Genomic DNA, 25,994 nt, shown 5'->3' on the forward strand with positions numbered 1-25,994 from the left:
TTCAACAAAGGATTCCGCCATGACTGCGCCCACTCGCTCCAACCGCCCGCGCCTTTCGACCCTGGCCCTGGCCCTCGAACCACGGATGATGTTCGATGCGGCGGCAGTCGCCACCGGCGCCGAAACCGCGGCCCAGGCCGAAGCCCAGCAAACCGGCAACCAGGCGCCGACCCTCAGCGCCGACGCCAGCCACGCCACCTATACGGTGGGCCAGTCGGACGCCACCGGGGTCGAGGTGTTCAAGAACACCAGCGCCTCGACCGTGGACAGCGGCCAGGCCTTCGACACCCTGGTGATCACCGTGGACAGCAGCAACAGCCAGGAAGCCCTGGTGATTGATGGCAAGACCATCCAGCTGACCAGCGAACTCAGTGGCGTCACCGAAAATAACGCTTACTCCTATCAGGTCAGCACGTCGGGCGGCCAGACCACGGTGTCGCTCTTCCTCTCCTCGTCCGACGCCAACAGCGCCGCCGACCTCAAGACGCTGGTCGACGGCATCCGCTACAAGGCCCTGGACACCAGCATCGACAGCGGCGCGCGGACCATCACCCTGAGCAGCCTCAAGGACGACGGCGGCACCGCCGATGGCGGTACAGACACCACCGCGCTCAACCTCAGCTCCAGCATCAACCTGGTCAACGACACCAACCGCCCGCCGGTGCTGGTGGACGCCGGGGTGCCCGACCTGGCCCAGGCGCAAAACATCAAGGACCTGGGCACCAGCAAGGAAGTGGTGTACTCCGCCGACGGCAAGCACCTGTATGCCGCCGGCGCCAACGGCACCCTGGTGACCTTCGCCGTGGACGAACACGGCAACCTGACCACCGAACAGGTGCTGAAGAACGTCACCGACCTGGGCACCCTCAACGACCTGACCCTGAGCGCCGACGGCAAGTCGCTGTACGCCTTGTCCGGCAGCAAGATCATCACCCTCAATGTCGCCGGCGACGGCCAGCTCAGCTACGCCGCCAGCACCTCCGCCGGTGGCAACCTGATCAGCCTGGCACTGTCCGAGGACGGCAAGCAGCTCTATGTCACCAACCAGTACGACGGCCTGGCGGTGTTCGAACGCAACACCGAGACCGGGGCCCTGGGCACCACCGCCGTGCAGCGCCTCAATGAAGGCGCTGGGGGGGCCGTTCGCGCACCGTGCTCACCGTGGGCGACTACGTGTACGTGGTCTCCAACACCAGCGTGGTGACCCTGGAACGGGGCAGCGACGGCAAGCTCACCAAGCTCCTCGACGGCACCCTCAGCGTGGGCATCAGCAGCAGTACGCCGACCACCCTGACCGCCTCCGCCGACGGCCGTTTCGTCTACCTCAGTGACGCCAGCAACGGCGTGATCAAGGTGCTCGAATTGCGTGACAGCAGCGACGGCAAGGAACTGGTGCTGGTGGACAGCACCCTGCTCGGCGGGGTCAGCAGCCTGGCCCTGTCCAGCGACGGCCAGCGCTTGTTCGCCACGTCCAGCAGCGGCGGCACCCTGAGCGTGTACCGGGTCGGCAGCGACGGCCGCCTGACCCTCACCGGCACCCTCAGCGACGTGCCCGGCGCCGTCACCGTCAGTACCTCCCCCGATGGCCAGTCGGTGGTGGTAGGCGGCACCGGCCTGAACCGCTTCAGCGACGTGCAGACCTACATCAGCGGCAGTGACAGCACAGTCGCCAGCGGCGTGACCCTGAGCGACGTCAACCTCGACAAACTCAACGCCGGCCAGGGCAACTACCAGGGCGCCAGCGTCACCCTCGAACGTACCGGTGGTGCCTCCAGCGACGACAGCTTTGGTTTCAAGACCGGCAGCGGCCTGAGCCTGTCCGGCGACAAGGTGCTGAAGAACGGCGTGGAAATCGGCACCTTCAACCAGAGTGGCGGCACCCTCACGATCACCTTCAGCACCCAGCTCACCAGCGCCGAGGCCAATGCCGTGCTGCACCAGGTGACCTACCACAACAGCACCTCGCCCGACGGCACCCTGATCAGCCTGAACCTGGTGGCCAACGACGGCGAACTGAACAGCCAGGCCCTGGTCCTGACCTTGCTGCTGAGCAATAACAGTGCGCCGACCCTGACCACCACCGTGGTCAGCCACACCCCCTACGACACCGCCACGGTACAGACCCCACTGTTCAGCGACACCGCGGTGAACACCGGTGAAGTCGGGCAAACCATCCTGTCCCTGGACCTCAAGGTCAGCGGCCTGGTAAACCCGGCCAACGAATTCCTGATAGTCGACGGCACCCGCATCGACCTGTCCCAGTCCGGCAGCGGCACCACGGCCAGCGGTTACAGCTACAGCTATGTGCGCGACGGCAGCACTGCCACCCTGCACATCAGCCGCGACAGCGGCATCAGCAGCACCGCCGTGCAGAACCTGGTCAACGGCATCGCCTACGTCAATGACAGCGCCAGCGCGGTCAGCGGCAGCCGCACCTTCACCCTGGCCACCCTGCGCGACGACGGCGGCACCGCCAACGGCAGCAGCGACAGCCGCGACCTGAACATCAGCACCACCCTGGCCATCGCCGTGAACAACGCGCCCCAGGCCCAGGTCGACGTCAGCGTGGACACCAACCTCTACTACTTCAACGGCAGCCTCAGCGGCTACACCGACTACGTCAGCGGCGTGACCCTGTCCAGCGACGGCAAGACCCTGCTGGTGATCGGCAACAGCGGCAGCAACACCAGCGGCATCAGCTACCTGCGGGTCTACAGCCGCGACCCGCTGACCGGCGCCCTGAGCCTGACCCAGAGTTTTACCCAAGGCAGCGTGGACAACCCGGACACGGTGGCCATCGAAGTCAACGGCCTGAACACCATCAGCACCGTCACGGTTTCCGCGGACGGCAGCCTGGTCTACGTGGCCGGCTACAGCACCGCCAACTCGGTGACCAGCGCCAGCCTGCTGCTGTTCAAGCGTGACGCCAACGGCACCCTGACCTTCGATTCGGTGGCGGCCAGCGGCACCAGCGGCCTCAATGCACCGATCAGCGAAATCGTGCTGTCCGCCGACGGTCAATCGCTGTACACCATCAACGGCGTCAACCCCCACGACGTCAGCACCGGCAAGAGCGAAGTGGCGATGTTCAGCCGCGACCCGAACAGCGGCGCCCTGACCTTTATCGGCTCCTATGTCGGCGGCAGCGCGGCCCTGGGGCTCAACGTGCCCACCGGCATCGTGGTGTCCGGCGATGGCCGGTCGGTGTACATCAGCAACGCCAGCAGCGCCATGATCACCGTGCTCTCCCGGGACCCGGCCAGCGGCGTCCTGACCTACGTCAGCGCGATCACCCAGGCCAGCATCGCCGCCAGCGCCGACGCGGCCAACCAGCCCACCGACCTGCGCTACCTGCAGAACCTGCAAGACATCGTGATTTCGCCCGACAACAACTTCGTCTACGTGTCCTCGGGCAGCTACGCCTTTGTCTCGATCTTCCAACGCCAGGCCGACGGCAGCCTCAGCTACGTCGGCTCGGTGGACACCTACAACACTAAATACTCCAACTCCCTGGCCCTGCGGGAAATGGCCCTGTCTGCCGACGGTAAGACCCTGTACGTCAGCACCTACGGCGGCCAGTCGCTGTTGGTGTTCAGCCGCGACCTCAGCACCGGCAAGCTGACCTTCGTCGAGAACCTCAAGGGCAACAAGAACTACAACCACCTGACGGTCAGCAGCGACGGCCTCAACCTGTACACCGGCACCTCCAGCTTCATCAGCGGCCTGGACATCTTCTCGGCCAAGGCCAACGGCGACTACAGCGAACAACAGCCGACGGTCTTCGCCGAACACCTGGACTTTTCCGACATCGACCTCGATGCCCTCGACAACTACCAGGGCGCGAGCATCACCGTGGTGCGCAACGGCGGCGCCAACAGCAACGACCTGTTCGGCTTCAGCACCGGCAATGGCCTGAGCCTGGAAGGCGGCCAGATCCTCCTCGACAACCAGCCGATCGCCGAGGTCAGCAACAGCGGCGGCACCCTCAAGGTGACCTTCAGCGCCGAGGTCACACAGGAGCAGGTCAACCAGGTCCTGCATCAGCTCACCTACGCCAACGGCGCCGACAGCCAGCCGGCCCGGGTCGACCTGCAAATCAGCTTCAGCGACGGCAGCAAAAGCGTCAGCAGCGGCCTGACCCTGCTGCTCAACCAAGCCCCGGAGGTTGGCAACCCGGGCTACAGCCTGCCGGCCGCCACCGGCAACAGCCCCTACACCGTGACCCTGCCCAGCGACCTGTTCAGCGACGCCGAGGGCGACAGCCTGACCTGGGACCTCAGCGGCCTGCCCACCGGGCTGAGCTTCGACGCCGCCACCCTGACCCTGTCCGGCACCCCATCAGGGTTGGGTGTGGGCGAGCATCTGCTGACCCTGAGCGTGGTCGACAGCCTGGGCAATGCCACCGAACGACAGATCAGCCTGCAGGTCACCGCCGACCCCAGCCAGGTGCCGAGCCTGGGTGGCGACTCCAGTTCCCTGGAGTACGGCGGCAACACCGATGGCAACGTCCCCGGCAGCGACGGCAGCGTGCTGGCCGGGGCCAAGGACACGGTGGTGTCCGGGGACGGCAAGTACCTCTACGTGGTGAGCATTTCGCCGGACGGCCCGTCCTCGGTGAGCGTCTTCAGCCGCGCCGCCGACGGCAGCCTGACCTGGGTCCAGAGCCTGTCCGACAGTGCCATCGCCGGCCTGGCCGGCGCCCTGAAAGTCGTGGTCAGCGCCGACCAGAAATCCCTCTATGTGATCGGCAGCGACGCCAACAGCCTGCTGGTATTCAGCCGTGACAGCGACAGCGGCCAACTGACCCTGCGCTCGACACTGGCCGGCCCGGCCGACAGCAGCATCACCGCCGTCGCCAGCCACGGCGACCAGGTCTATGTGGCCAGCGGCGACAGCGTGCGGGTCTACCAGCAACAGAGCGACGGCCAACTGACCCTGCTGCGCACCTATCAGGACGGCGTCGGCGGCATCGACGGCCTGCAAGGGGTGCAGCACCTGCTGGTGTCCGCCGACGGTCGCTTCCTGTTTATCGGCGCCTCGGGCGACAACAGCATCGCCACGGCCATGGCCATCAACAACGACGGCAGCCTGACCCTGATCAACACCCTGGTGGGCGGCAGCGCCGACAGCACTTTCTTCATCCAGGCCTTGAGCGTATCGGCCGACGGCAAGACCCTCTACGCCCTGAACAACGATACCCAGCAGACCCTGGAAATCCTCGCCATCGGCGCCGACGGGCGCTTGAGCCTGGTCAGCAGCCTGGCGCTGGACGGCAGCGTCACCGACATCCAGGTGGCCGCCGACGGCAGCGCGGTGTTCGTGATCGGCAGCGAGATTCAGGTGTTCAAACGCGACAGCGGCGGCCAACTGACCCTGCAAGGCAGCTTCGACCGCTGGGACAACCCCTGGGGCATCGGCTTTGCCGACCTCACCAGCGTGTCCCTGAGCCCGGACGGCAAGCAGCTGTACATCAGCGGCTCGGTGGACTGGAACGAAACCTTGCTGGTGCTCAACATCGGCCTGCCGGAAGTCACCTACACCGAAGGCGACGCCGCCATCGCCCTGTTGCCCAGCGGCACCCTGAGCGACCCGCAACTGGATGCGGCCGGCGACTATAACGGCGCCAGCCTGACCATCGGTCGCGACGGCGGCAGCAACGCCGCCGACACCTACGGGTTCATCGACGACAACGGCCTGACCCTGAGCAACGGGCAGATCTTCAAGAACGGTGTGACGATCGCCGACTTCGTGGACAACAACGGTGTGCTGACGGTGACCTTTATTGCCGCCACCAGCCCGGCGGATGCGCGCAACGTGCTGCGCCAGATTGCTTACCGCAACAGCAGCCAGGACCCCACCGCCCAGGGCGCCGGGCCGAAGTTCGCGATCCAGCTCAACGACGGCGACAACAACAGCGCCAGCGTGCGGGTCAAGGTCAACCTGGTGGGGGTCAACGACCCGGCGATCCTCGACAGCACCGTGCTCGACCCGACCCTGGCCGAGGACAACGAGTTCGTCAGCCTGTTCAAGGACACGCAGATCGACACCATCGAGGCCGAACAGAAAATCTGGCACGTGGTGCTGACCCTGGACGCCGCCAACGCCCACGACTTGCTGCGGGTCGGCGGCGACAAGATCGTCCTCGACAGTGCCACCAGCGGCACCGCCCAGACCGCCAGCGGCCTGAGCTACAGCGTGTCCATCAGCGGCGGCGTGACCACCGTGACCCTGTACCTGATGCGTTCCGCCGAGCAGACCGCGGCCCTGATCGACGGCATCGGCTACAACAACAGCGGCAGCGGCCTGAGCGGCACCCGCACCATCGGCCTGAGCATCAATGAATACACCGATGGCCAGAGCGGCGAGACCCGCACCACCCTGGCCGAGTCGGTCAAGGTCACCCTGACCGGCCCCAGCGAGCCCAACAGCCCACCGGTGCTGGGCGGCGGCGCCACTGTGGACTACACCGAGCGCAGCGAACCGGTGCTGATCGCCCCGGGCGTCGTGGTCCAGGACGCGCAGATGGACCGTTTCAACAACGGCCTGGGCAACTACAACGGCGCCACCCTGACCATCACCCTGGGCAGCGGCAGCACCAACCTCGACCACCTGGGCTTCAACGCCGGCAACGGCCTGACCCTCAATGGCACCGCGCTGCAGAAAGACGGCGTGACCATCGGCCAGTTGAGCAACGCAGACGGCGTGCTGAGCATTCGCTTCAACGACGACGCCGGGACCATTCCCACCACCGCCGACGTGCAGAACGCCCTGCGCCAGATCACCTACGCCAACGACAGCCACACCCCGGTGGCCAGCGTCGCCATCAGCGTGATCCTCGCCGACCGCAGCCTGGCCTCCAGCACCCTCAACCTGACCATCGCCATCACCGCGATCAACGATCTGCCTGTGCTGACCCAGGACCCACTGCTGTCCCAGGGCGACCTGGCGATCCTGCAGAACCTGACCCAGGTCCCGGGGCTGGGAGCCCTGACCCAGGTCAGCTTCTCCACGGACGGGCGCAGCGTCTACGTCAGCGATGGCAGCGGCGCCATCGCCCAACTGTCCCGGGACCCGCTGACCGGCCAACTGAGCTACGTGAAAACCCTGGCTGCCACCGGCCTGGAGTCGATCCAGCAACTGCTGGTGTCCCAGGACGGCAGCCAGGTCTACGCCGTGGGCGGCAGTGGCGAGAACGTCATTGTGGTGCTGCAGCGCGACCCGGCCACCGGAGCCTTGAGTGTCGGCCAGAGCCTGGTCAACGAGGACAGCAACAACTATTCGCTGTTCAACCCCATCAGCCTGCAGGAGTCGGCAGACGGCAAGCACCTGTACCTGCTCACCGACAACGGCATCACCGTGCTCAACCGCAGCAACGGCCAGTTGAGCTACCTGGAGAACCTGGGCAACGACGCCTGGTCCGCGCCTTACCAGCACCAACCGGTGGCCCTGGTGGTGGCCGGCGACTATGTGTTCGTGGTCACCGACCCGGCCTCGAGCAACTTCGCCAACACCCTGATCGCCTACAAGCGCGGGGCTGATGGCAGCCTGAGCGTGGCCGGCTATGTGCGCGACACGCAAACCGACAGCGGCGGCAAGACCGTGTCCATGGCCGATCCGAAACACCTGGCGGCCTCCGCCGACGGGCAACTGATCTACGTGGCCGGGACGAATTCGGTGCAGGTGCTGCGCTTCAACGCTGCCGACGGCAGCTTCACCGACCTGGGGATCCTCGCCAGCGGCCTGGGCAACGTCAGCGACATGGCCCTGTCGGCCGACGGCCAGTTGCTCTACGTCAGCAGCAGCGACGGCAGCTTGCAGCGCTACAGCACCGCCAACCAGCAACTGACCCTGGTGGACACCCTGCGCGGCAGCGATGCAGCGGCCCTGGTCAACGCCGGGCAGATCAGCCTCAGCAACGACGGCGGCGTGGTGGTGCTGGGCAGCGGCCTGGCCGTGCTGCAAGCCGAGGCCATGGACCCGGTGCAGTACGAATTGGGCGCCGAGCCGGTGCCCTTTGCCGACCACCTGACCCTGTCCGACGCCGAGTTGGACGCCGCCAACAACGGCGCCGGCGACTATCAGGGGGCGAGCATCAGCGTCAGCCGCAGCCCGGTGCCTTCCAGCGACGACCACTTCGGTTTTGTCGATGGCAACGGCATTCGCCTGGTGGACGGCCAGTTGCTGCGCGGCAATGAGGTGATCGGCACCTTCGTCGACAACGGCGGCCAACTGACCCTGACCTTCAGCGCCAGCGTCAGCACCCTGGAAGCCCGCACGATCCTGCGCCAACTGACCTACGCCAACAGCGCCGAGGATGTACCCAGCGTCAGCCTGAGCCTGAGCGTGGTGCTCAATGACGGCCAGGCCGACAGCCCGGCCCAGGCCGTGGCCCTGGACGTGCGCGGCGTCGAACCCAACCTGCCACCGGTGGTCAACCCCGGCAGCTATGTGCCGCCGAGCGCGGTGGTCGGCCAGCCGTATCAGGTGGTACTGCCGGCCAACCTGTTCAGCGACCCCAATGGCGACCCGCTGACCCTGAGCCTGGACAACCTGCCCGACGGCCTGAGCTTCGACCCGGCCACCCGCACCCTGTCCGGCACCCTGGAGAGCGTCGGCCGCCTGACCCTGACCCTGGTGGCCACGGATCCGTCGGGGGACAGCGTGTCCCGCGAGCTGAGCCTCAACGTCAAGGCTGTCGCCGTGACCAGCCGCGCGGTCGACAGCACCACCCCGGTGGTACCGCGCGACGGCCAGGGTTGGAGCGCCCCAGCCCCTGTGGCCGGGCGCGACCAACCGATGGGCGGCTTTGCCCCGACCCCGGTGTGGAGCAGCCCGCTGTCCAGCAGCAGCGCCAGTACCAGCGCCAACTGGTTGGGCCTGGGCAGCCTCAATGGCCTGCCGGACGATAAGGACCTGAGCGGCCTCAATCGCGGCCTGTCGTCACTGGAGGACTACAGCGGTCGCCTGGTTCGCCTGAGCGATGATTCAAGCAGTAGCCTGAGCGCCACCCGCAGCAGCCTCGGCGCCCTGCTGAGCGTCGAGCAAGGCAGCCTGCTGACCCGTTTCCAGTTGCCCGACGGCTTGTTCAGCCACGCCGGCGGACCACTGGAAATCAGCCTGCACCAGGCCAACGGCCAGCCCCTGCCCGGCTGGATTCGCTTCGATGGGCGCAGTGGCCTGATCCAGGTCGAAAGCCGGCAACTGGCGGAACTGCAACGCTTGCAGCTGCGGCTGGTGGCCCGTGATGCCGCCGGGCATCGGGTGGAAATCCCGGTGCGCCTGCAGGTCAGCGAGGATGGCGCCGCCACCCTCCAGGCCAGCCCCGCCGAAGCGCCGGCCAGCGAGAGCCAGGCCGCGAGCCAGGCGCCCCTCGACAGCCATCTGCAAGCCAGTGGCCAGAGCGGCGTGTTGGCGCGCGGCCAGGCACTGTTGCAAGCACTGTTCGGCACGGCCCCGGGCGACGATAAAAACGCCGCCTGAGCCCCCGCCCCGCCTACGCCCGGGTTCATTAAGGATTCTTAATGAACCCGGGATTGCCCGATAGTGAGAATTATTCTTATCTTTGCCACCACTCGGCCCAGCCACGCCAAGAGGGCGGCCCGCTCCAGCCTTTTTTCAGGGGAATACATGTGATCAAGCAGCAACCGCCCGCCACCGCCAAACGCCTGCCGCTGCGCCTTGCCGTCGGCCTGGCCGCGTTCACCTTGAGTGCCTGCGCGGTGAAGCCGGAACCGGTGAGCCTGGACCAGCAGATAGCCCAGGCCAGCGCCGACCGGGCCTCGATGTTCGACGGCCAGGAGCCGGTGACCCGCCCCATCAGCCTCGAAGAAGCCATGGCCCGGGCGGTCAAGTACAACCTGCAACAACGCCTGGGGCTGATGGAACGCGCCCTGGAAGATAACCTGCTGGACGTGCAGAACCTCGACATGCTGCCCAAGCTCGCCGCCCGCGCCGGCTGGCGTGGCCGGGACAACATCTCGGCGTCCTCCAGCCAGTCGATCCGCACCGGCAACCAGTCCCTGGAGCCGTCCACCAGCCAGGACCGCGGCACCCGCAGCGCCGACCTGCAAATGTCCTGGAACGTGCTGGACTTCGGCCTCGGCTACTTCAGTGCCAAGGCCCAGGCCAACAAGAGCCTGGCCGCCGAGGAGCGTCGTCGGCGGATCGTCGCCGACATCATTGCCCAGGTACGCAGCGCCTACTGGGAAGCCGCCACCGCCGAACGCCTGAAGCCGGACGTGCAACGGGCCCTGGTGGAAGCCCGCGGGGCGCTGGCCCATGCCCGGCAGACCGAGCAGCAACGCCTGCTGGCGCCGCTGGACGCCCTGCGTTTCCAGAAAGGCCTGCTGGAAATGGTCCGCCAACTGGAGGCCGTGGACGGTGAACTGGCCAATGCCAAATCCCGCCTGGCGGCGCTGATGAACCTGCCACCGGCCAGCGACTATCGCCTGGTCCTGCCCAGCGAGCAGCAGTTGAACCAGCCGACCCTGGCTTACCGCCTGGATGACCTGGAAGCCATGGCCATGGTCAAGCGCCCGGAAGTGCGTGAAGAGAGTTACCTGGCGCGCAACGCCGTGCTGGAAACCCGCTCCGCCCTGCTGCGCCTGTTGCCCGGGGCTTCGCTGTTCGTCGGCACCAATTACGACAGCAACAGCTACACGGTGAACAACCACTGGGCCGACGCCGGGGTCCAGGTCAGCTGGAACCTGATGAGCGTGCTCTCCTACCCGGCCATCGTCCGCGCTGGCGAAGCCCGCTCGGCCGTCGCCGATATGCGCCGCCAGGCCCTGCGTATGGCGGTGCTGACCCAGGTCAACGTGGCCTGGCAGCAGTACCAACAAGCCAGCGTGCTGTTCGACCGTTCTAATGAGTTGCAACGCATCCAGCGCGGCATCCTGACCCAGACCGAAAGCGCGGTGCAAAGCGACGCCCAAACCCTGGTGGAACGGGTGCGTACGCGCACCGAGACCGTGCTCGCCACACGCATTCGCGACCGCAGCTATGCCCAACTGCAAAGCGCCTACGGCGCGGTGTACCAGGCCGCCGGCCTCGACCCGCTGCCCGAGCGCCTGAGTGGCGACAGCATCGCCAGCCTGAGCCAGGCGATCCTCGACAACAGCCTGGCCCTGGCCCAAGGCAAGGCACCGGTGCCGTCCCTGCCCGCCAGCCAGCCGAGCCCTGTCGCCAGTGTGTTCCCCGTGGCCCAGCCGTCGCGTCCGGTGAGCGCCCCGGTGCAACAGGTGGACCTGTGGAACAGCCTCGGTTCCCTGCAAGGCGCGCCTCTGCTGCCGGTGGCTGCACCGACCCGCCAACGTTGACCTTCACCCCGGCCGGCCCTGAACGGCCGGGGTTCTGCCGTTATTCCCGAGATCCACTCCAGCATGCCTAGCCTTCGCCTTATCGCCCCGCCCCTGTGCCTGTTGCTGGCCGTCGCCAGCGCCACGGCCCGGGCCGAAGAACCCGCGCCCCTGGCGCCACCGCCCAGCCTGGGCAGCAGCCTGGTGGACAGCCAGCCGCAACTGCGGGTGCAGCTCAGCGCCAGCCGGCGCACGGTGCTGTCCAGCGAACTGTCGGGGAAGATTCTCGAACTTAACGTCAAGGAAGGCGCGAGCTTCACCAAGGGGCAGCGCCTGGTGACCTTCGACTGCGCCGTGCACCGCGCGCAATTGACCCACTCGGTGGCCGCCGAAGCCGCCGCGAGCAAAAAGCTCGAGGTCGCCAAGCGCCTCGACAAGCTGCAATCGATCAGCGTTTCCGACCTGTCCCAGGCCCAGGCCGAAGCCAACATGGCCCGGGCCCAAAGTGGCGTGGGCCAGGTCATGGTGCAGCGCTGCGCGATCAACGCACCGTTTTCCGGGCGGGTGGCCGAACGCAAGGCGCAGCCCGGGGAATACGTGGCCGAAGGCAAGGAGCTGCTGGCGATCTATGACGACAGCGCCTTTGAAGTGGAACTGATCGTGCCCTCGCGCTGGATGGCCTGGCTCAAGCCCGGCCACCCGTTCAAGGTGCGCCTGGAAGAAACCGCCGGTGAATACCCCGCCGAAGTCACCCGCCTGGGCTCGGTGATCGACCCCATCAGCCAGTCGATCAAGGTCTTCGCGCGCATCACCAACAACGACCCGCACCTGCTGCCGGGCATGAGCGGCAACGCCCTGTTGACGCCACCCGACGCCCCCCAATCATGAGTGCCGCCCAGCCCCTGCCGGCCAACAATGTGCTGGCCGAGCTGCTGCAACTGGAGCAGCGCCTACGGGCCGCCGCCAGCTTCGAAGAGCTGGGTTTTATCCTGGTCAACGACAGCCGCCTGCTGCTGGACTATCGCCAGGCGCTGCTCTGGCGCTGCGACGAACAGCGCCTGCAAGCCCTGTCCGGCCTGGCCCTGGTGGAGCGCGATGCGCCCTTCAGCACCTGGCTCAACGGCCTGTGCCGGCAATGGCAGGCGGCGGATAACGCGCAGTCGATCAACGCCATCGACAGCCGCGACCTGGCCGCCGCCGACGCGCCGCTGTGGGCCGAACACTTTCCCCGGCTGCTGCTGTGGTTACCGATCAAGGGCCGCGACGGCCAATTGCTGGGGGCCTTGCTGCTGGCCCGGGAGCAAGCCCTGAGCAATGCCCAGCAGCAGTTGCTGACGTTGTGGCTGGACGCTGCCGGGCATGCCTGGCAGGCCTTGCTCAAACCGGCCAGCGGCGCCCTGGGGAGACCCGCCCTGAACCGGCGCAACCTGCTGATCGGCCTGGGCCTGCTCCTGGCCCTGCTGCTGGTGCCGATTCGCCAGTCGGTGCTGGCCCCGGCGGAGATCGTCGCCCTGCACCCCAGCGTGCTGCGCGCGCCCATGCAAGGGGTGGTGGAGCGCATCCTGGTGCAGCCCAACCAGGCGGTCAGCGCAGGCCAGGCCCTGGTGCAACTGGACGCCCGCGAACTGCAAAGCCGCCTGGAGGCCTCGCGCCAGGCGTTGTCCATCAGCGACGCCGAGTTCCGCCAGGCCCAGCAGCAAGCCCTCAGCGACGAGCGCAGCAAGGCCAGCCTGGCGGTGTTGCAAGGCCGTCGCGAACAGGCCCTGAGCGACGTCGCCTACCTGCAGGAAAACCTCAAACGCACCCTGATCACGGCGCCCCGCGCCGGGGTCGCGGTGTTCGACGACCCCAGCGATTGGATCGGCCGCCCGGTGTCCCTGGGCGAGCGCATCATGTCGGTGGCCGAACCGCAGCAGGCGCAGCTGGAAATCCAATTGCCGGTGGGCGACGCCATCGAGCTGGCGCCCGGTGCCCAGACTTTGCTGTTTCTCAACACCGACCCTTCGGCGCCGCTGCCGGCGACCTTGCAGCGCCTGTCCTATCGCGCCAGCCCCAGCGCCGACGGCAGCATGGCCTATCGCCTCAAGGCCGAGTTCGATGAAACCGACCCACGGATCCGCGTCGGCCTCAAGGGCACGGCCAAGGTCTATGCCGGTCGCGCCAGCCTGATCTACTACCTGCTGCGCCGGCCCCTGGCCACCGCGCGCATCTGGCTGGCCCTGTGAGCGCAGCGCCAAGCCTGCCGGCCCTGCGTCAGGAACTGCTGCTGCACGAAGGCCCGCAACACCGCGACGGCTCGCCCTCCTGGACCCTGGAAGACCCGGCCCGGGGGCAGTTTTTTCGCCTGGGTTGGGTCGAGGTGGAGATCCTCGGCCGCTGGGGCCTGGGCCAGCCCGAGGCGATTGCCCAGGCCATCAGCCAGTCCACCACCCTGGAGGTGGAGAAGGACGACGTCGAGCAGTTCAAGGGCTTCCTGCACAACAACCAGCTGTTGCAGTGCCAGGGCCAGGAGGACAACGCCCGACTGGCGCGGATGGCCGCCGGGCAGAAAACCGGCTGGGGCCGCTGGCTACTGAAAAACTACCTGTTCGTGCGCATCCCACTGCTGCGCCCAGACCGTTTTCTGGAGCGCAGCCTGCCCTGGGTCGAGCCCTTCTACAGCCGGCGCTTTCTCCAGCTGACCCTGGGCGCCGGCCTGCTGGGCCTGTTCCTGGTGGCCCGGCAATGGGACAGTTTCCTCCACACTTTCCTGCACTTCTTCACCCTGGAAGGCGCGGCCCTGGCCGGCCTGACCCTGTTCCTGACCAAGGTCCTGCACGAGCTGGGGCACGCCTACACCTGCAAGCGTTTTGGCGGGCGGGTGGCGACCATGGGCGTGGCCCTGCTGGTGATGTGGCCGGTGCTCTACACCGACACTTCAGGGGCCTGGCGCCTGCGCCGACAGCAGCAGCGCCTGGCCATCGGCGCCGCCGGCATGCTCACTGAACTGGCACTGGCGGCCTGGGCCACCCTGCTCTGGAGTTTCTTGCCGGACGGCATGTTGCGCAGCGCAGCGTTCATGCTCGCCACCACCACCTGGATCCTCACCCTGGCGATCAACCTCAGCCCCTTCATGCGCTTTGACGGCTACTTCCTGCTGTCGGACCTTCTGGAGGTGCCGAACCTGCAACAACGGGCCTTCCGCCTGACCCGCTGGCGTGTGCGCGAATGGCTGTTCGCCTTTGACGAGCCACGCCCGGAACGCTTCGAACCCTGGCTGGAACGGACATTGGTGGCCTACTCCATCGGCACCTGGATCTACCGTTTCTTCCTGTTCCTGGGGATCGCCCTGCTGGTCTACCACTTCGCCTTCAAGCTGCTGGGCATCGCCCTGTTCGTGGTGGAAATCCTCTACTTCCTGCTGATGCCCATCGTCAACGAACTGCGCGAGTGGTACGCCCGGCGCAAGGACTACCGAATGAATCGCCATAGCCTGAGCACCCTGCTCGTCGTCGCCGGCCTGCTGTTGCTGGCGTGCATTCCCTGGAGCGGCAGCGTGCATGCCCCGGCGTTGCTGCGGGCCGAACAGCAGGCCGTGCTGTATGTGCCGGTGGCGGCACGCCTGGAGCGCATCGAGGTGACGCCAGGGCAATCGGTCAAGGCCGGCCAGGCGTTGTTCCGCCTCGACGCCCCGGACCTGCGCCAGGAACTGCAAAGCCTCGACCGGCGGATCCTGACCCTGCAATGGCAGAACAGCTTCCAGGTGCTCAACCGGGAAACCGCCGCCAACCTGCTGGTGGTGCGCCAGGAACTGGCCGCCGCCCAGGAACGCCAGCGCCTGTTGCGCCAGCAGATGCAGCAACTCACGGTGTACGCGGCCTTCGACGGGGTGCTGGCGGACCTGGCCGAACCCCTGGAGCCCGGCGAATGGCTGGCCGCCGGTGAATGGCTGGGCACCTTGGTCGGCACGCAAGGAGCGCGGGTCGAAGCCTTTGTCGAAGAGCAGGACCTGGCGCGTCTGGAGCCCGGCAGCCGCGCGCGCTTCTACCCGGAAAGCCTGTCCCGCGCGCCCGTCGACCTGCACCTGGAAAGCCTCGGGCAAACCGCCGTGCGACGCCTGACCTCGACCCCGGAGCTGGCGTCGGTGTACCAGGGGGCGATTGCCGCGACCCTGGATCACGAACGGGTGCCGCAACCGGAGAAAGCCCTGTACCGTGCTCTGCTACGCCCGGACCCGAACACCCCGAGCCCGACCCTCAGCCTGCGCGGCACCGTGCTGCTGGAGGGGCAGGCACAAAGCCTGGCGATGCGCGTCTGGCGCAGTGTGCTGGCCATCCTGATTCGCGAATCGGCGTTTTGAGCGGCGCGACCCTCACGCCAACATGAAGCCTTCTTAATGGTTTGGCGATTGTCCGCAAGGCGCGGCTGTCGCCATCATGAACCCCTCTTTTTGATCAGCGCTGCGGAGCCGTTTTCCATGACCACGCCCACCCTTGAGGCCCCTGAACTGTCCCGGGCCAAACGCCTGAAAGCCGCCACCCGTCGCGACCACGACAGCGTCGACAGCCTGGTGATGCAAGCCCGGCCCTTTGAAAGCCGTGAACGCTACGCCCAGTTCCTGCGTTTGCAGCACGGTTTCCATGGCGCCATCGATGCCCTGTACCACGACCCCGAGCTGAACCGCCGACTGCCAGGCCTGGCACAACTGCCGCGCTTCGAAGCGGTCAAGCGCGACCTCGGCGACCTCGGCCTCGAGGTGCCGGCCAACCCGACTCCGGCACCGGTCAACGGCCCCTTCGAAGCCCTTGGCTGGCTGTACTGCAGCGAAGGCTCGAACCTCGGTGCGGCCTTCCTGTTCAAGGAAACCCAGCAACTGGGCCTGGACCAGGACCAGGGCGCCAGCCACCTCGCCGCCCACCCGGACGGCCGTGGCCTGCACTGGCGGCAATTCGTCGCCCTGCTCGACAGCCAGGAGCTGAACGAACAGCAGGAACGCCAGGCCATCCAGGGCGCCATCGACGCCTTCGATTTCTACCGTGACACCCTGCGTCGGATCTTCTACTGACGCCTGTCAGTCGACAAAGGCCAGGCTCGCCCGGGCTCCGCGCACGCCCTGCAAGGCCTGCCCGGCCCGGGGCAGCAGGTAGCTGAAGAAGAACCCTGCCGTTTCCCGCTTCAGCGACCGTTGCGGATCATCCGCCGCCAGCGCCCCGGCCACCCGCGCACTGCGGGCCCAGGCAAAGGCGAGCAAGGCCTGGGCACACAGGCCGAGAAAGTCGCCCGCCGCCCGATAGGGGTACTCGGGGTCTTGCCGGGTGTATTCGGCGACCTCGGCGTACAGTGGCCGCAACTGCCCACAAAGCTCAGCCAACTGCCCGGCAAAGCCTGCACACTCGGGCCAGTCACGGCCCTCCACAGCTTCCTGCTGCAACACCTCCAGCAACAGCCCAAAGGCCCGGCCCTGGTCCCCCAAAACCTTGCGCAGCAGCAAGTCATTGGCCTGAATTTCGTTGCTGCCTTCGTAAATCATGGCGATGCGGCTATCACGCAAGGTCTGTTCGATGGCGAACTCGCTGACGTAGCCGTAACCACCAAAGACCTGCAAGGCCTTGCTCGCCAGGACAAAGCCCTGCTCGGTGAAAAACGCCTTGATCACCGGAGTCAGCAGTTCACTCAACTGCCCGGCACGCTCACGGGCTTGCGCCTCGGCACCGTGCTCGGCCTCATCCAGCAGGTGCGCGGCCCAATAGCCGATTGCGCGCATGCCTTCGCTGAGGGCGCGCAACTCCAGCAAGGTGCGGCGCATGGCCGGGTGAAAGTGGATCGGGTCGGCCGCCTCGGCCGCCACCCCTGAAGGACGGAGCGGCGCACGCATCTGCCGGCGTTCCCGGGCATAGCTGGCAGCGTTTTGCCAAGCCGCCTCGGCATGCCCCAGGCCTTGTAGGCCGACATGCAAACGCGCCGAATTCATCATCACGAACATCGCCGCCAAACCGCGATTGACCTCGCCGATCAACCAGCCCCGGGCCCCTTCGAACACCAGGGAACAGGTGGCGCTGCCCTTGATCCCCAGCTTGTGTTCGAGGCCGTCGCAGGTCACCCCGTTGGCCTCGCCCTGCTCCCCGAGCTTGGGCACCAGGAACAGGGAAATACCCCGGCTGCCAGCGGGCGCCCCCGGTACCCGAGCCAGCACCAGATGGACAATATTCGCCGTCAGGTCGTGCTCGCCGCCGGAGATAAACAGCTTGTTGCCCGTAAGCCGGTAACTGCCATCGTTCTGGGGTTCGGCACGGCAACGCAGCAGGCCGACATCACTGCCGGCCTGGGGCTCGGTCAGGCACATGGTGGGCAGGGTTTCGCCGCTGACGATCCCCGGCAGATAACGCGCTTGCAGCCACGGCGCACCGTGGCTCTTGAGGCACAGGTAGGCGCCGTGGGCTATGCCGGTGTACATGGCCCAGCCGTGGTTGCTGGCGTAGAGCATTTCTTGCAGCGCCGCGTCCAACACCTGGGGCAGGCCCTGGCCACCCAGGGCTTCGGCACAGGCCAGGGCCGGCCAGCCGCCCTCGACATAGGCCCGATAGGCCTCGACAAAACCGTCCGGGGTGCTGACCCGGCCCTCGCTCAAGCGGCAACCCTGGCGGTCGCCGCTAGCGTTCAAGGGCGCCAGCACGCCGCTGCTGAAACGCCCGGCCTCCTCCAGCACCTGCAGCGCCAGGGGCAGGTCCAGGCTCTCGAAGGCCGGGCTGCGGCCCCAGGCCTCGGGGGCCTGCAACCAGTGTTCAAGGACAAATTGCATATCGCGCAGGGGCGCCTGATAGCTCCACATGGGCAACCTCATCGACGGGTAGATAGGGAATGAAACAGCGCCGGGCCCGCCACGTGGGACGGGCCCGAACCTTCAGCCGCGCCAGGCCGGGTTCTCGATCAACAGGGCCATGCCCTGGCCGCCGCCGACACAGGCAGCGGCGATGCCGTAGCGCAGGTTGTCCTCGCGCAACTGCCGGGCCAGGGTCAGCACCAGGCGCAGGCCGCTGGCGGCCAAGGGATGGCCGAGGGCGATGGAACCGCCACGCGGGTTAAGCCGATCGAGGTCCAATTCCAGGGCCTGGGCCACGGCCAGCACCTGGGCGGATTGCGCCTCGTTGATTTCCACCCGGCCGATATCGCCCAGGCTCAGGCCGCTGCGCTGCAACAGCAACTGGATCGCCGGGGCCGGGCCGATGCCCATGAACTCCGGTGCCACGCCCACTACAGCGCTGGCCAGCAGATGCGCCAACACCGGGCGGCGGGCTGAAGACGCACGCCCGACCAGGGCCGCCGCCGCACCATCGACCACCGCGCAGCTGTTGCCGGCGGTCTGCACCCCGCCCTCATGCACCGCCCGCAGGCGCGCCAGGGCGGCCATGTCCGTGGGCCGGGGGTGGCTGTCGACACTCACCGCGTCCACGCCCCGTGGCAGGCGAATACCCCGCGAGGCATAGCCCGGCAACTCGAATGTCTGCGCCTTGACCGCCACCAGTTCCGGGGCGAACCAGCCGTCGGCCTGGGCCTTGAGGGCCCGCTGATGACTGTCCAGGGCGTATTGGTCCACCGCCTCGCGGCTCAGGCCGTGGCGCCGCGCCAGGTTGTCGGCGGTGGTGATCATGTCCACGGCAGGCGCCGGATCGTAGAGCGCCTCCCAGAGAAAGTCCTTGAACTCCACACCCGCCCCCAGGCGAAAACCGCCGCGGTGGGTGTAGGCGGCAATCGGGTTGCGCGACATCGACTCGGCAGCCACACACAGCGCCAGTTGCACGCCGTCATCCAGTTGCCTGGCGGCCTGGCGCAGGAGTTCGAAACCGGTGGCGCAGATGCGCTGCACCCCCAATGCCGGAACCCCCTGCGCCACGCCACTGTAAAGGCCGATATGCCGCGGTAGCAGGTAAGCGTCGAAACTGGCCTGGGCCATGGAGCCGGCGAGCACGCTGTCCACGCCGGCCGGGTCCAGGGCGGCCCGGGCCAGGACCTCGCGCCCGACCTTGATCCCCAGGTCGATGGGCGACACCTGGGCCAGCGCCCCGCCCAGGTCGACCCAGGGCGTGCGCACGGCGTCCAGCAGTGCGGCATCGGCGAAGGCCGAGTACTGGCCGCCCGGGCTCATGGCCGCGGCCCGGCACGCAGGATCGACGGCTCCAGGCCGCGATACAGCGCCTCGACTTTGTCCGCGCGCCACTGCAACACCGCCCGCTGGTTGATCGAACCCTTGTCGGTGATCTCGCCACGGTCGATGGACGCCGGCTCGTCGAGCAAGGCAATCCATTCCAGGCGGCTGGCGTTGCCATTGGCATCGCGATTCAGGCGTTGCAGCCACTCGGCGAACCACTGGCGCACCGGCACGCTGGCCAGAACCTGGGCATCGCTGGCCTCGGCTCCAAGGCCCGACAGGCGTCGGCACTCGAACAGCCGTGGGAACACCAGGGCGCCCAGGCATTCACGGTCCGGCGCCGCGACCACCAGGTCCTGCACATAGGGCGAGCCTTCCAGCACCGCGCGATTGCGCAGCGGGCCGACGCTGACAAACACCCCGGAAGACAGCTTGAAGTCCTCGGCAATGCGCCCGTCGAACATCAGGCCCAGTTGTGGGTCCCGGGGGTCGGCGAGCTTCAGGGCATCGCCGGAGCAGTAGAAGCCTTGTTCGTCGAACACCTCGGCGGTTTGCTGCGGCGCACGCCAGTAGCAGGGCATGATGTGCGGCCCACGAAAACGCCCTTCGAGCTTGCCGTCCACCGGCACCAGGCGCACTTCACAGCCCGGTGCAGGCAGGCCGATGTAACCGGCCATGGACAACGGCCCCGTGGTGAAAGTGCACGACGGCGAGGCTTCGGTCATGCCCAGCCCGGCCATCATGCGGATGCGTTCGCCACAATGCTGTTCGGCGACCCGATCGAGGCGGTCCCAGATGCTCTGGGACAGGCCGGCGGCAGCGAAAAAGAACAGGCTGATGCGGGCGAAAAAGCGCTCCCGCAGTTCGGCATCCTGCTCCAGGGCATTGACCAACTCTTCCCAGCCCTTGGGCACGGTGAGGTACGCGGTGGGCGACACCTCCTTGAGGTTGCGCAGGGTTTCGGCAAAGCCCTGGGCGGTGGGCTTGCCGTCGTCCAGGTAAAAGGTCCCGCCGTTGTAGAGCACGATGCCGACGTTGTGGCTGCCGCCAAAGGTGTGGTTCCACGGTAGCCAGTCCACCAGCACCGGCGGTTCTTCACCGAACACCGGGAAGGTCTGCAACAGCATCTGCTGGTTGGCGCAGAGCATGCGTTGGGTGGTGACCACCGCCTTGGGCAGCTTGGTCGAACCTGAGGTGAAGAGGAACTTGGCGATGCTGTCCGGTCCGGTGGCGGCAAAGGCCGCTTCCGCCTCGGCCGCACCGGGTTGTTCGAGCAGGCTGGCGAAACTGGCCTGGGTGCGCCCGGCGATCTGCCCGCGCAGGGTAATCAACGGCGTCTCAGGCGGCAGCACTGCGTTGATCGCCCGCTCGAAGGCGGCCGCCTCGCTGACGTAGACCAGCCCCGGCTGCAACAGGTCGCAGACATGGCGCAGCTTGGCGAAGTCCTGGGACAGCAGCGAATAGGCCGGCGACACCGGGCAATAGGGAATCCCAGCATACATAGCGCCCAGGGCCATCTGCAGGTGTTCGATGTCATTGCCCGAGAGCAAGGCCAGGGGCCGTTCTGCGGACAAGCCGTAACTCAACAGGCTTTGGGCAATGGCGCGGACGCTGTCGAGCATCTCGGCGTAACTGACCCGACGCCAGTCACCGTCGGCCTGGCGGGCAGCAATAAAAGTCTGTTGCGGGCGCACCAGGGCCCAATGCAGCAAGCGGTCCAGCAGGCGCTTGGGCAATTCGCCCAAGGCTTCCTGGGAGCGCATGTGCAGCACGCCCTGCTCTTCGGTGACCTCGACCGCCGCGCGACCGATGGACACCTGGCGATAGCGCGGGGCGCTGGCCGGGGTGTGGGATGGCGATCTGAATTCGGAACTCACGTGCTTGTCCTCCATCAAGGCACGCCGGCGCCAAGCCGCACGGGGCGACGGGCTGTCCTGGCGTGGCAGCCGGTGGCTGCAGCCTTGTTATTGTTATTTCTGCCTTGCACGGGGGCGACGGGCTTTTTAGCCAGCCCGCGCCCAACGCGGCGACGCCTGCTCAGATCGGGTAATGCCGTGGGCCGTTCTGCAACGTCACCCAGCGCAACTGAGTGAAATGCTCGATGGACGCCTTGCCACCAAAACTGCCGTAACCACTGGACTTGACGCCGCCAAAGGGCATTTGCGCCTCGTCGTGCACGGTGGGGCCGTTGATGTGGCAGATGCCCGACTCGACCCGCTGCGCCAACGCCAGGGCCCGCCCGGTGTCACGGCTGAAGATCGCCGCCGACAGGCCGAACTCGGAATCGTTGGCCAGGCGCAGCAGCTCTTCATCACCCTCGCCACGCAGCACCACTGCCACCGGGCCGAAGGACTCTTCGCGGTACAGGCGCATCTCTGGGGTCACGCCGTCCAGCAGGGTCGCTTGCAGGATGCTGCCGGCCAACTGCCCGCCAGCCACCAGGGTTGCGCCTTTGCCGACGGCATCGTCGATCAGCAACTTGATCCGCTCACCGGCGTGGCTGTCCACCAGGGAGCCGAGCACCGAGCCTTCGGCGTTGGGGTTACCGGCGGGCAAGGTGGCGATCTTCGCCGTCAGCTTGGCGACAAAGGCATCGGCCACCTGGGCATCGACGATCAGGCGCTCGGTGGACATGCAAATCTGCCCCTGGTTGAAGTAGGCGCCAAAGGCCGCGGCCTCCACTGCCGCGTCCAAGTCGGCGTCCGCCAGCACCAGGAACGGCGCCTTGCCCCCCAGCTCCAGCAACGCCGGTTTCAAGTGGCGGGCCGAGAGTTCACCGACAATCCGCCCGACATGGGTCGAGCCGGTGAAGTTGACCCGGCGCACTGCCGGGTTGGCGATCAGTCGCTCGACAATCGCCGGGGCGTCCTTGGGGTCGTTGCTGATGACGTTGACCACGCCGTCACCCAGGCCGGCGTCTTGCAGCACCTGGCCGATCAAGCGGTGCACCGCAGGGCTCAATTCCGACGCCTTGAGCACCACCGTATTGCCACAGGCCAGGGGCATGGCGATGGCACGGGTGGCAAGGATCACCGGGGCGTTCCACGGGGCGATACCCAGCACCACGCCGCAGGGTTGGCGCAGGGCCATGGCAAAGCTGCCCGGCACATCGGAAGGAATGACTTCGCCATTGATCTGGGTGGTCATGGAGGCCGCTTCACGCAGCATGTTGGCCGCCAAATGCACGTTGAAGCCATACCAATTGGCCATGGCGCCGGTCTCGCCGGCGGCGGCGATGAATTCGCCGCTGCGGGCCTGCAATTGTTCGGCGGCACGCAACAAACGGGTGCGCCGCTCATTGGGCGCCAGGGCGGCCCAGGCGGGGAACGCCGCTTGCGCAGCGGCCACGGCGGCGTCGGCATCGTCCAGGGTGGCCGCGGCGACCCGCGACACCACTTCACCGGTCACCGGGTTACGCCGTTCAAAGGTTCGACCGTCGCGGGCGGGGCACGACTGGCCGCCGATCAACAGGGGCACGTCCAGCATGGTGATTCCTCTTTATTGTCTTTATCGGGAATTCGTTCGAGGGGCTCACAGTAGCGCCAAGGCACGGGGGCGAACAGCCGGCGCCCCTCGAGGTTCACCGGCGCGCCCCGCTCGGTCTCAGCGCTTGTAGGCCTGCAAGCCGGGCTTGATGCTCTTGTCGTCGAGGAACTGCTTCATGCCCTGTTCACGACCGCCTTCGGTGTCCAGCAGACGCGACTGATCGAGCTTGGCGTACAGGTAGTCTTCGTTCTGCTCCCAGGTCAGCTCGCGGCAGCGCTTGAAGCCGTGCTTGGCAGCACGCAGCACCACCGGGTTTTTCTCCAGCAGGTTGCGCGCCAGGTCGATGGTCACTTCCCGCAGCTGGGCCAGGGGCACGCTTTCGTTGACCAGGCCCATCTCGGCGGCTTTCTGCCCGCCGAAGGTTTTGCCGGTCATGATGTAGTACAGCGACTGGCGGTGGCCCACGGTGTCGGCCATGGCCTTGCTCACCAGGTTGCCCGGCGGGATGCCCCAGTTGATTTCCGACAGGCCGAAGGTGGCCTCGTCGGCGCAGATCGCCAGGTCGCAAGCCACCAGCGGGCTGAAACCGCCACCGAAGCACCAGCCGTTGACCATGGCGATGGTGGGCTTGGCGTACATGCGCAGCAGTTTCCACTGCCATTGGGAGGCTTCGCGGCGGATTTTTTCCTGGAGGATTTCCGGGCCGGCGTCGACTTCACGGAAGTATTCCTTGAGGTCCATGCCCGCGGTCCAGGATTCACCGGCACCGGTCAGCACCAGCACGCCGGCGTCCGCGTCCTGCTCCAGGGTTTCCAGCACATCGATCATTTCCCGATTCAGGGTCGGGCTCATGGCGTTGCGTTTTTCCGGGCGATTGAGGATCACCCAGGCAATGCCTTCCTCGAGTTCGACTTTGACGGTGCTCCAGCGGCCTTCGTATTTGCTCATGGTGTGTGCTCTCTTGTTCTTGGCTTGACGATGGGTAAAAACTAAACCGGCGAATTAGTTATGTCAATTAACTATTAATCAAATTAACCAAATATTTTCAGCACCCGGATCACGGCAAGGGCAGATGGATGTGCGACAAGCCGTAGCTATCGCCGAGCAACCTCGGCAAACTAGATAGCCTTGTTAACCGCCCACCTGAGGATTACCCCCGCAATGGCCAAGTCGTCCAAGCTCGTCGCCCCCACCGAAGCCCTCGCCGTCGCCGCCGACACCCAGGCGCCGCTGGACTCCGCGCTGGACGACCTGATCGGCTACGCCATGCGCCGGGCCCAGTTGAAGCTGTTCCAGAACCTCATCAGCCGCCTGTCTGCCCACGACCTGCGCCCCGCACAGTTCTCGGCCCTGGCGATCATCGAGCAGAACCCGGGGCTGATGCAGGCGGACCTGGCCCGGGCGCTGGCTATCGAGCCGCCCCAGGTGGTGCCGCTGCTGAACAAACTGGAAGAACGGGCGCTGGCGGTCCGCGTGCGCTGCAAGCCGGACAAACGCTCCTACGGGATTTTCCTCAGCAAGACCGGCGAGACCCTGCTCAAGGAACTCAAACAGATCGCCGCCCAGAGCGACCTGGACGCCACGGCCGCCCTCGACGAGCAAGAGCGCGAGCAACTGCTGCGGCTGTTGAAGAAGGTCTATCAGGACTGAAGCGCGAGGCCGGCACGCCCCTGACGGAGCGGCCGGCCCCCTGCCTTACCAGATCGGCAGGCTGTAGGTCACCAGGAAACGGGTCTGGTTTTCATCGCGAAAGGCCGCACCGGCCGGGAAGTCATTGCGGTAGATCGACTTGCGCGCCACCAGCCCGACGTTTTTCAGCGGGCCACTCTGCACCACATACCCCAACTCCATCTGGAACTCCCGCTCCTTGCGGTCCTCGGCGTTCAACGACGCCAGCTCGATGTGGTCGCCGCGCACATAGCGCAGGCGGCTCTTGAGCCCGGGCACCCCGGCGGCGGCAAAGTCGTAGTCGTAGATGGCCTGCCAGGTGCGCTCCTTGGCGTTGAGAAAGTCCGAACTCATGGTCAGTTCGCTCATGCCCATCAACTCGGTGCCGGACACATAAGGCGTGGCCGTGTCACCGCTGGCGTGCATGTAGCCCAGGCTCAGCCGGTGGCCCCCGAAACGGTAGCCGAACAGCGCCGAGAGGTTGCGGTTGTCCACCTTGCCGGCCTTGGCGCTGCCGTCCTCGTCACTGAAAAAGCTGCGCAGGTCGGTGGTCAGCACGCCGTCGCCGAGCTTGAGGTTGTGCAGCAGGGCCAGGGTGTTCTGCTGGTACAGATCCGCCACTTCAGCGTGGTAGGCGCGCAGGCTGAGGTCCGGATTGACCTGGTAATCACCCCCCAGGTAGGCCATGTGCGAGGTGGTCGCCGTGGCCTTGAAACGCCCGTTGGGCGAGGCAATGCTCATGGGCTGGTAGTCGGTGGAATCGCGCTTGTTGATGCGGTCGATGTAGCCGGCGTTGAGGGTCAGCCCTTCGATGTCCTTGGAACTGAGGATGGTCCCGCGAAAGGTCTGGGGCAGCAGGCGTGAGGGGCTGGCAAAGGCAAACGGCAGGAAGATCGACACGTCGCCGGTCTTTACCGTGGTCTGGGCCAGGCGCACCTTGGCGGTCAGGCCCAGGCGCGAGTATTCGTCGGCGGCGCGCTTATCGCTCTTGCCCACCGGCAGCAACTCGGTGCCGCTGCGGTCCGGCGAGGAGTCCAGCTTGAGCCCCATCAGCCCCCGGGCATCAAGACCGAACCCCAGGGTGCCCTCGGTGTAGCCCGATTCCATGTTGAAGATAAAACCCTGGGCCCATTCCCGGGCGGCGGTCTTGGCGCCATCGTCCTTGTAGTCACGGTCCAGGTAGTAATTGCGCAGCGTCAGGGTGCCGTGGCTGTCATCGATAAAGCCGGCGGCCAGCAACTGCGGGGAACACAGGCTCAAGCCGAGCAAGGCCAGGCAAGGGGCGCGTAGAGGTATGGCGAAGGGCGCCGCGAGGGCGTCCTGAGGGAGTCTTGGCATGTTCGATGTCCATTTATTGTTGTTGTTTTTCGCTCGGTCCCGGCCTGGGTCGGGCCGATCCGTGGACAGAGAATGGAAAC

The 25,994-nt window shown here is 66.7% G+C and carries 14 protein-coding genes; 8 read left to right on the forward strand and 6 right to left on the reverse strand.

The genetic code is table 11. From position 1 onward, the window contains the following. The first annotated feature begins 19 nt into the window (after nt 1-19). The 7 genes from M1B34_RS16960 (at nt 20) to M1B34_RS16990 (ending at nt 16,341) form a co-directional block, all read left to right on the forward strand. Nucleotides 20-1,204 carry a lactonase family protein gene (locus M1B34_RS16960; RefSeq protein WP_268265698.1) on the forward strand — a complete coding sequence of 395 codons (1,185 nt, stop codon included), beginning with the start codon at nt 20-22 and terminating at the stop codon, nt 1,202-1,204. Further along, the gene (locus M1B34_RS16965; protein WP_268265699.1) at nt 1,162-9,480 is read left to right on the forward strand and encodes a beta-propeller fold lactonase family protein; all 8,319 of its coding nucleotides are present in this window, start codon (nt 1,162-1,164) and stop codon (nt 9,478-9,480) included. The genes M1B34_RS16960 and M1B34_RS16965 overlap by 43 nt, the downstream gene beginning before the upstream one ends. 149 nt (nt 9,481-9,629) lie before the next feature. Further along, a complete protein-coding gene (locus M1B34_RS16970; RefSeq protein ID WP_268265700.1) occupies nt 9,630-11,318 on the forward strand; it encodes a TolC family protein in 1,689 nt (562 codons plus the stop codon). A gap of 63 nt (nt 11,319-11,381) precedes the next feature. Beyond that, a complete protein-coding gene (locus tag M1B34_RS16975) occupies nt 11,382-12,185 on the forward strand; it encodes an efflux RND transporter periplasmic adaptor subunit (protein ID WP_268265701.1) in 804 nt (267 codons plus the stop codon). Further along, entirely contained in the window at nt 12,182-13,522 is a 1,341-nt protein-coding gene (locus tag M1B34_RS16980; protein WP_268260913.1) for an efflux RND transporter periplasmic adaptor subunit, read from the forward strand. Before M1B34_RS16975 ends, M1B34_RS16980 begins: the two co-directional genes overlap by 4 nt. Continuing rightward, a complete protein-coding gene (locus M1B34_RS33870) occupies nt 13,519-15,636 on the forward strand; it encodes an HlyD family efflux transporter periplasmic adaptor subunit (protein WP_268265702.1) in 2,118 nt (705 codons plus the stop codon). The genes M1B34_RS16980 and M1B34_RS33870 overlap by 4 nt, the downstream gene beginning before the upstream one ends. Nucleotides 15,637-15,753: 117 nt before the next feature. After that, nucleotides 15,754-16,341 (forward strand): biliverdin-producing heme oxygenase, encoded by a 588-nt coding sequence (locus tag M1B34_RS16990; protein ID WP_268265703.1) that lies wholly within the window; start codon nt 15,754-15,756, stop codon nt 16,339-16,341. Nucleotides 16,342-16,347: 6 nt separating this feature from the next. Here M1B34_RS16990 and M1B34_RS16995 read toward each other — a convergent pair whose 3' ends face one another. From M1B34_RS16995 to M1B34_RS17015, 5 genes are all read right to left on the reverse strand, one after another. Then, nucleotides 16,348-18,105 (reverse strand): acyl-CoA dehydrogenase, encoded by a 1,758-nt coding sequence (locus M1B34_RS16995; protein ID WP_268265704.1) that lies wholly within the window; start codon nt 18,103-18,105, stop codon nt 16,348-16,350. A 72-nt stretch (nt 18,106-18,177) separates the two neighbouring features. Continuing rightward, a complete protein-coding gene (locus tag M1B34_RS17000) occupies nt 18,178-19,419 on the reverse strand; it encodes a thiolase family protein (RefSeq protein WP_268265705.1) in 1,242 nt (413 codons plus the stop codon). Further along, nucleotides 19,416-21,299, reverse strand: a complete 1,884-nt coding sequence (locus M1B34_RS17005) for a feruloyl-CoA synthase (protein WP_268265706.1) — start codon at nt 21,297-21,299, stop codon at nt 19,416-19,418. The genes M1B34_RS17000 and M1B34_RS17005 overlap by 4 nt, the downstream gene beginning before the upstream one ends. Nucleotides 21,300-21,459: 160 nt before the next feature. Continuing rightward, nucleotides 21,460-22,908, reverse strand: a complete 1,449-nt coding sequence (locus M1B34_RS17010) for an aldehyde dehydrogenase (RefSeq protein ID WP_123333621.1) — start codon at nt 22,906-22,908, stop codon at nt 21,460-21,462. 117 nt (nt 22,909-23,025) lie between these two features. Continuing rightward, complete coding sequence (locus M1B34_RS17015; RefSeq protein ID WP_123333623.1) at nt 23,026-23,856, reverse strand: p-hydroxycinnamoyl CoA hydratase/lyase; 831 nt, start codon at nt 23,854-23,856, stop codon at nt 23,026-23,028. 213 nt (nt 23,857-24,069) lie between these two features. Here M1B34_RS17015 and M1B34_RS17020 point away from each other — a divergent pair, with 213 nt between their 5' ends. Then, entirely contained in the window at nt 24,070-24,558 is a 489-nt protein-coding gene (locus M1B34_RS17020; RefSeq protein ID WP_123333625.1) for a MarR family winged helix-turn-helix transcriptional regulator, read from the forward strand. A gap of 45 nt (nt 24,559-24,603) precedes the next feature. Here M1B34_RS17020 and M1B34_RS17025 read toward each other — a convergent pair whose 3' ends face one another. Beyond that, complete coding sequence (locus M1B34_RS17025; RefSeq protein ID WP_268260921.1) at nt 24,604-25,914, reverse strand: OprD family porin; 1,311 nt, start codon at nt 25,912-25,914, stop codon at nt 24,604-24,606. Between the last annotated feature and the right edge of the window lie 80 nt (nt 25,915-25,994).

It is taken from the genome of Pseudomonas morbosilactucae (genome assembly GCF_023241715.1).
Classification (GTDB): Bacteria; Pseudomonadota; Gammaproteobacteria; order Pseudomonadales; family Pseudomonadaceae; genus Aquipseudomonas; species Aquipseudomonas morbosilactucae.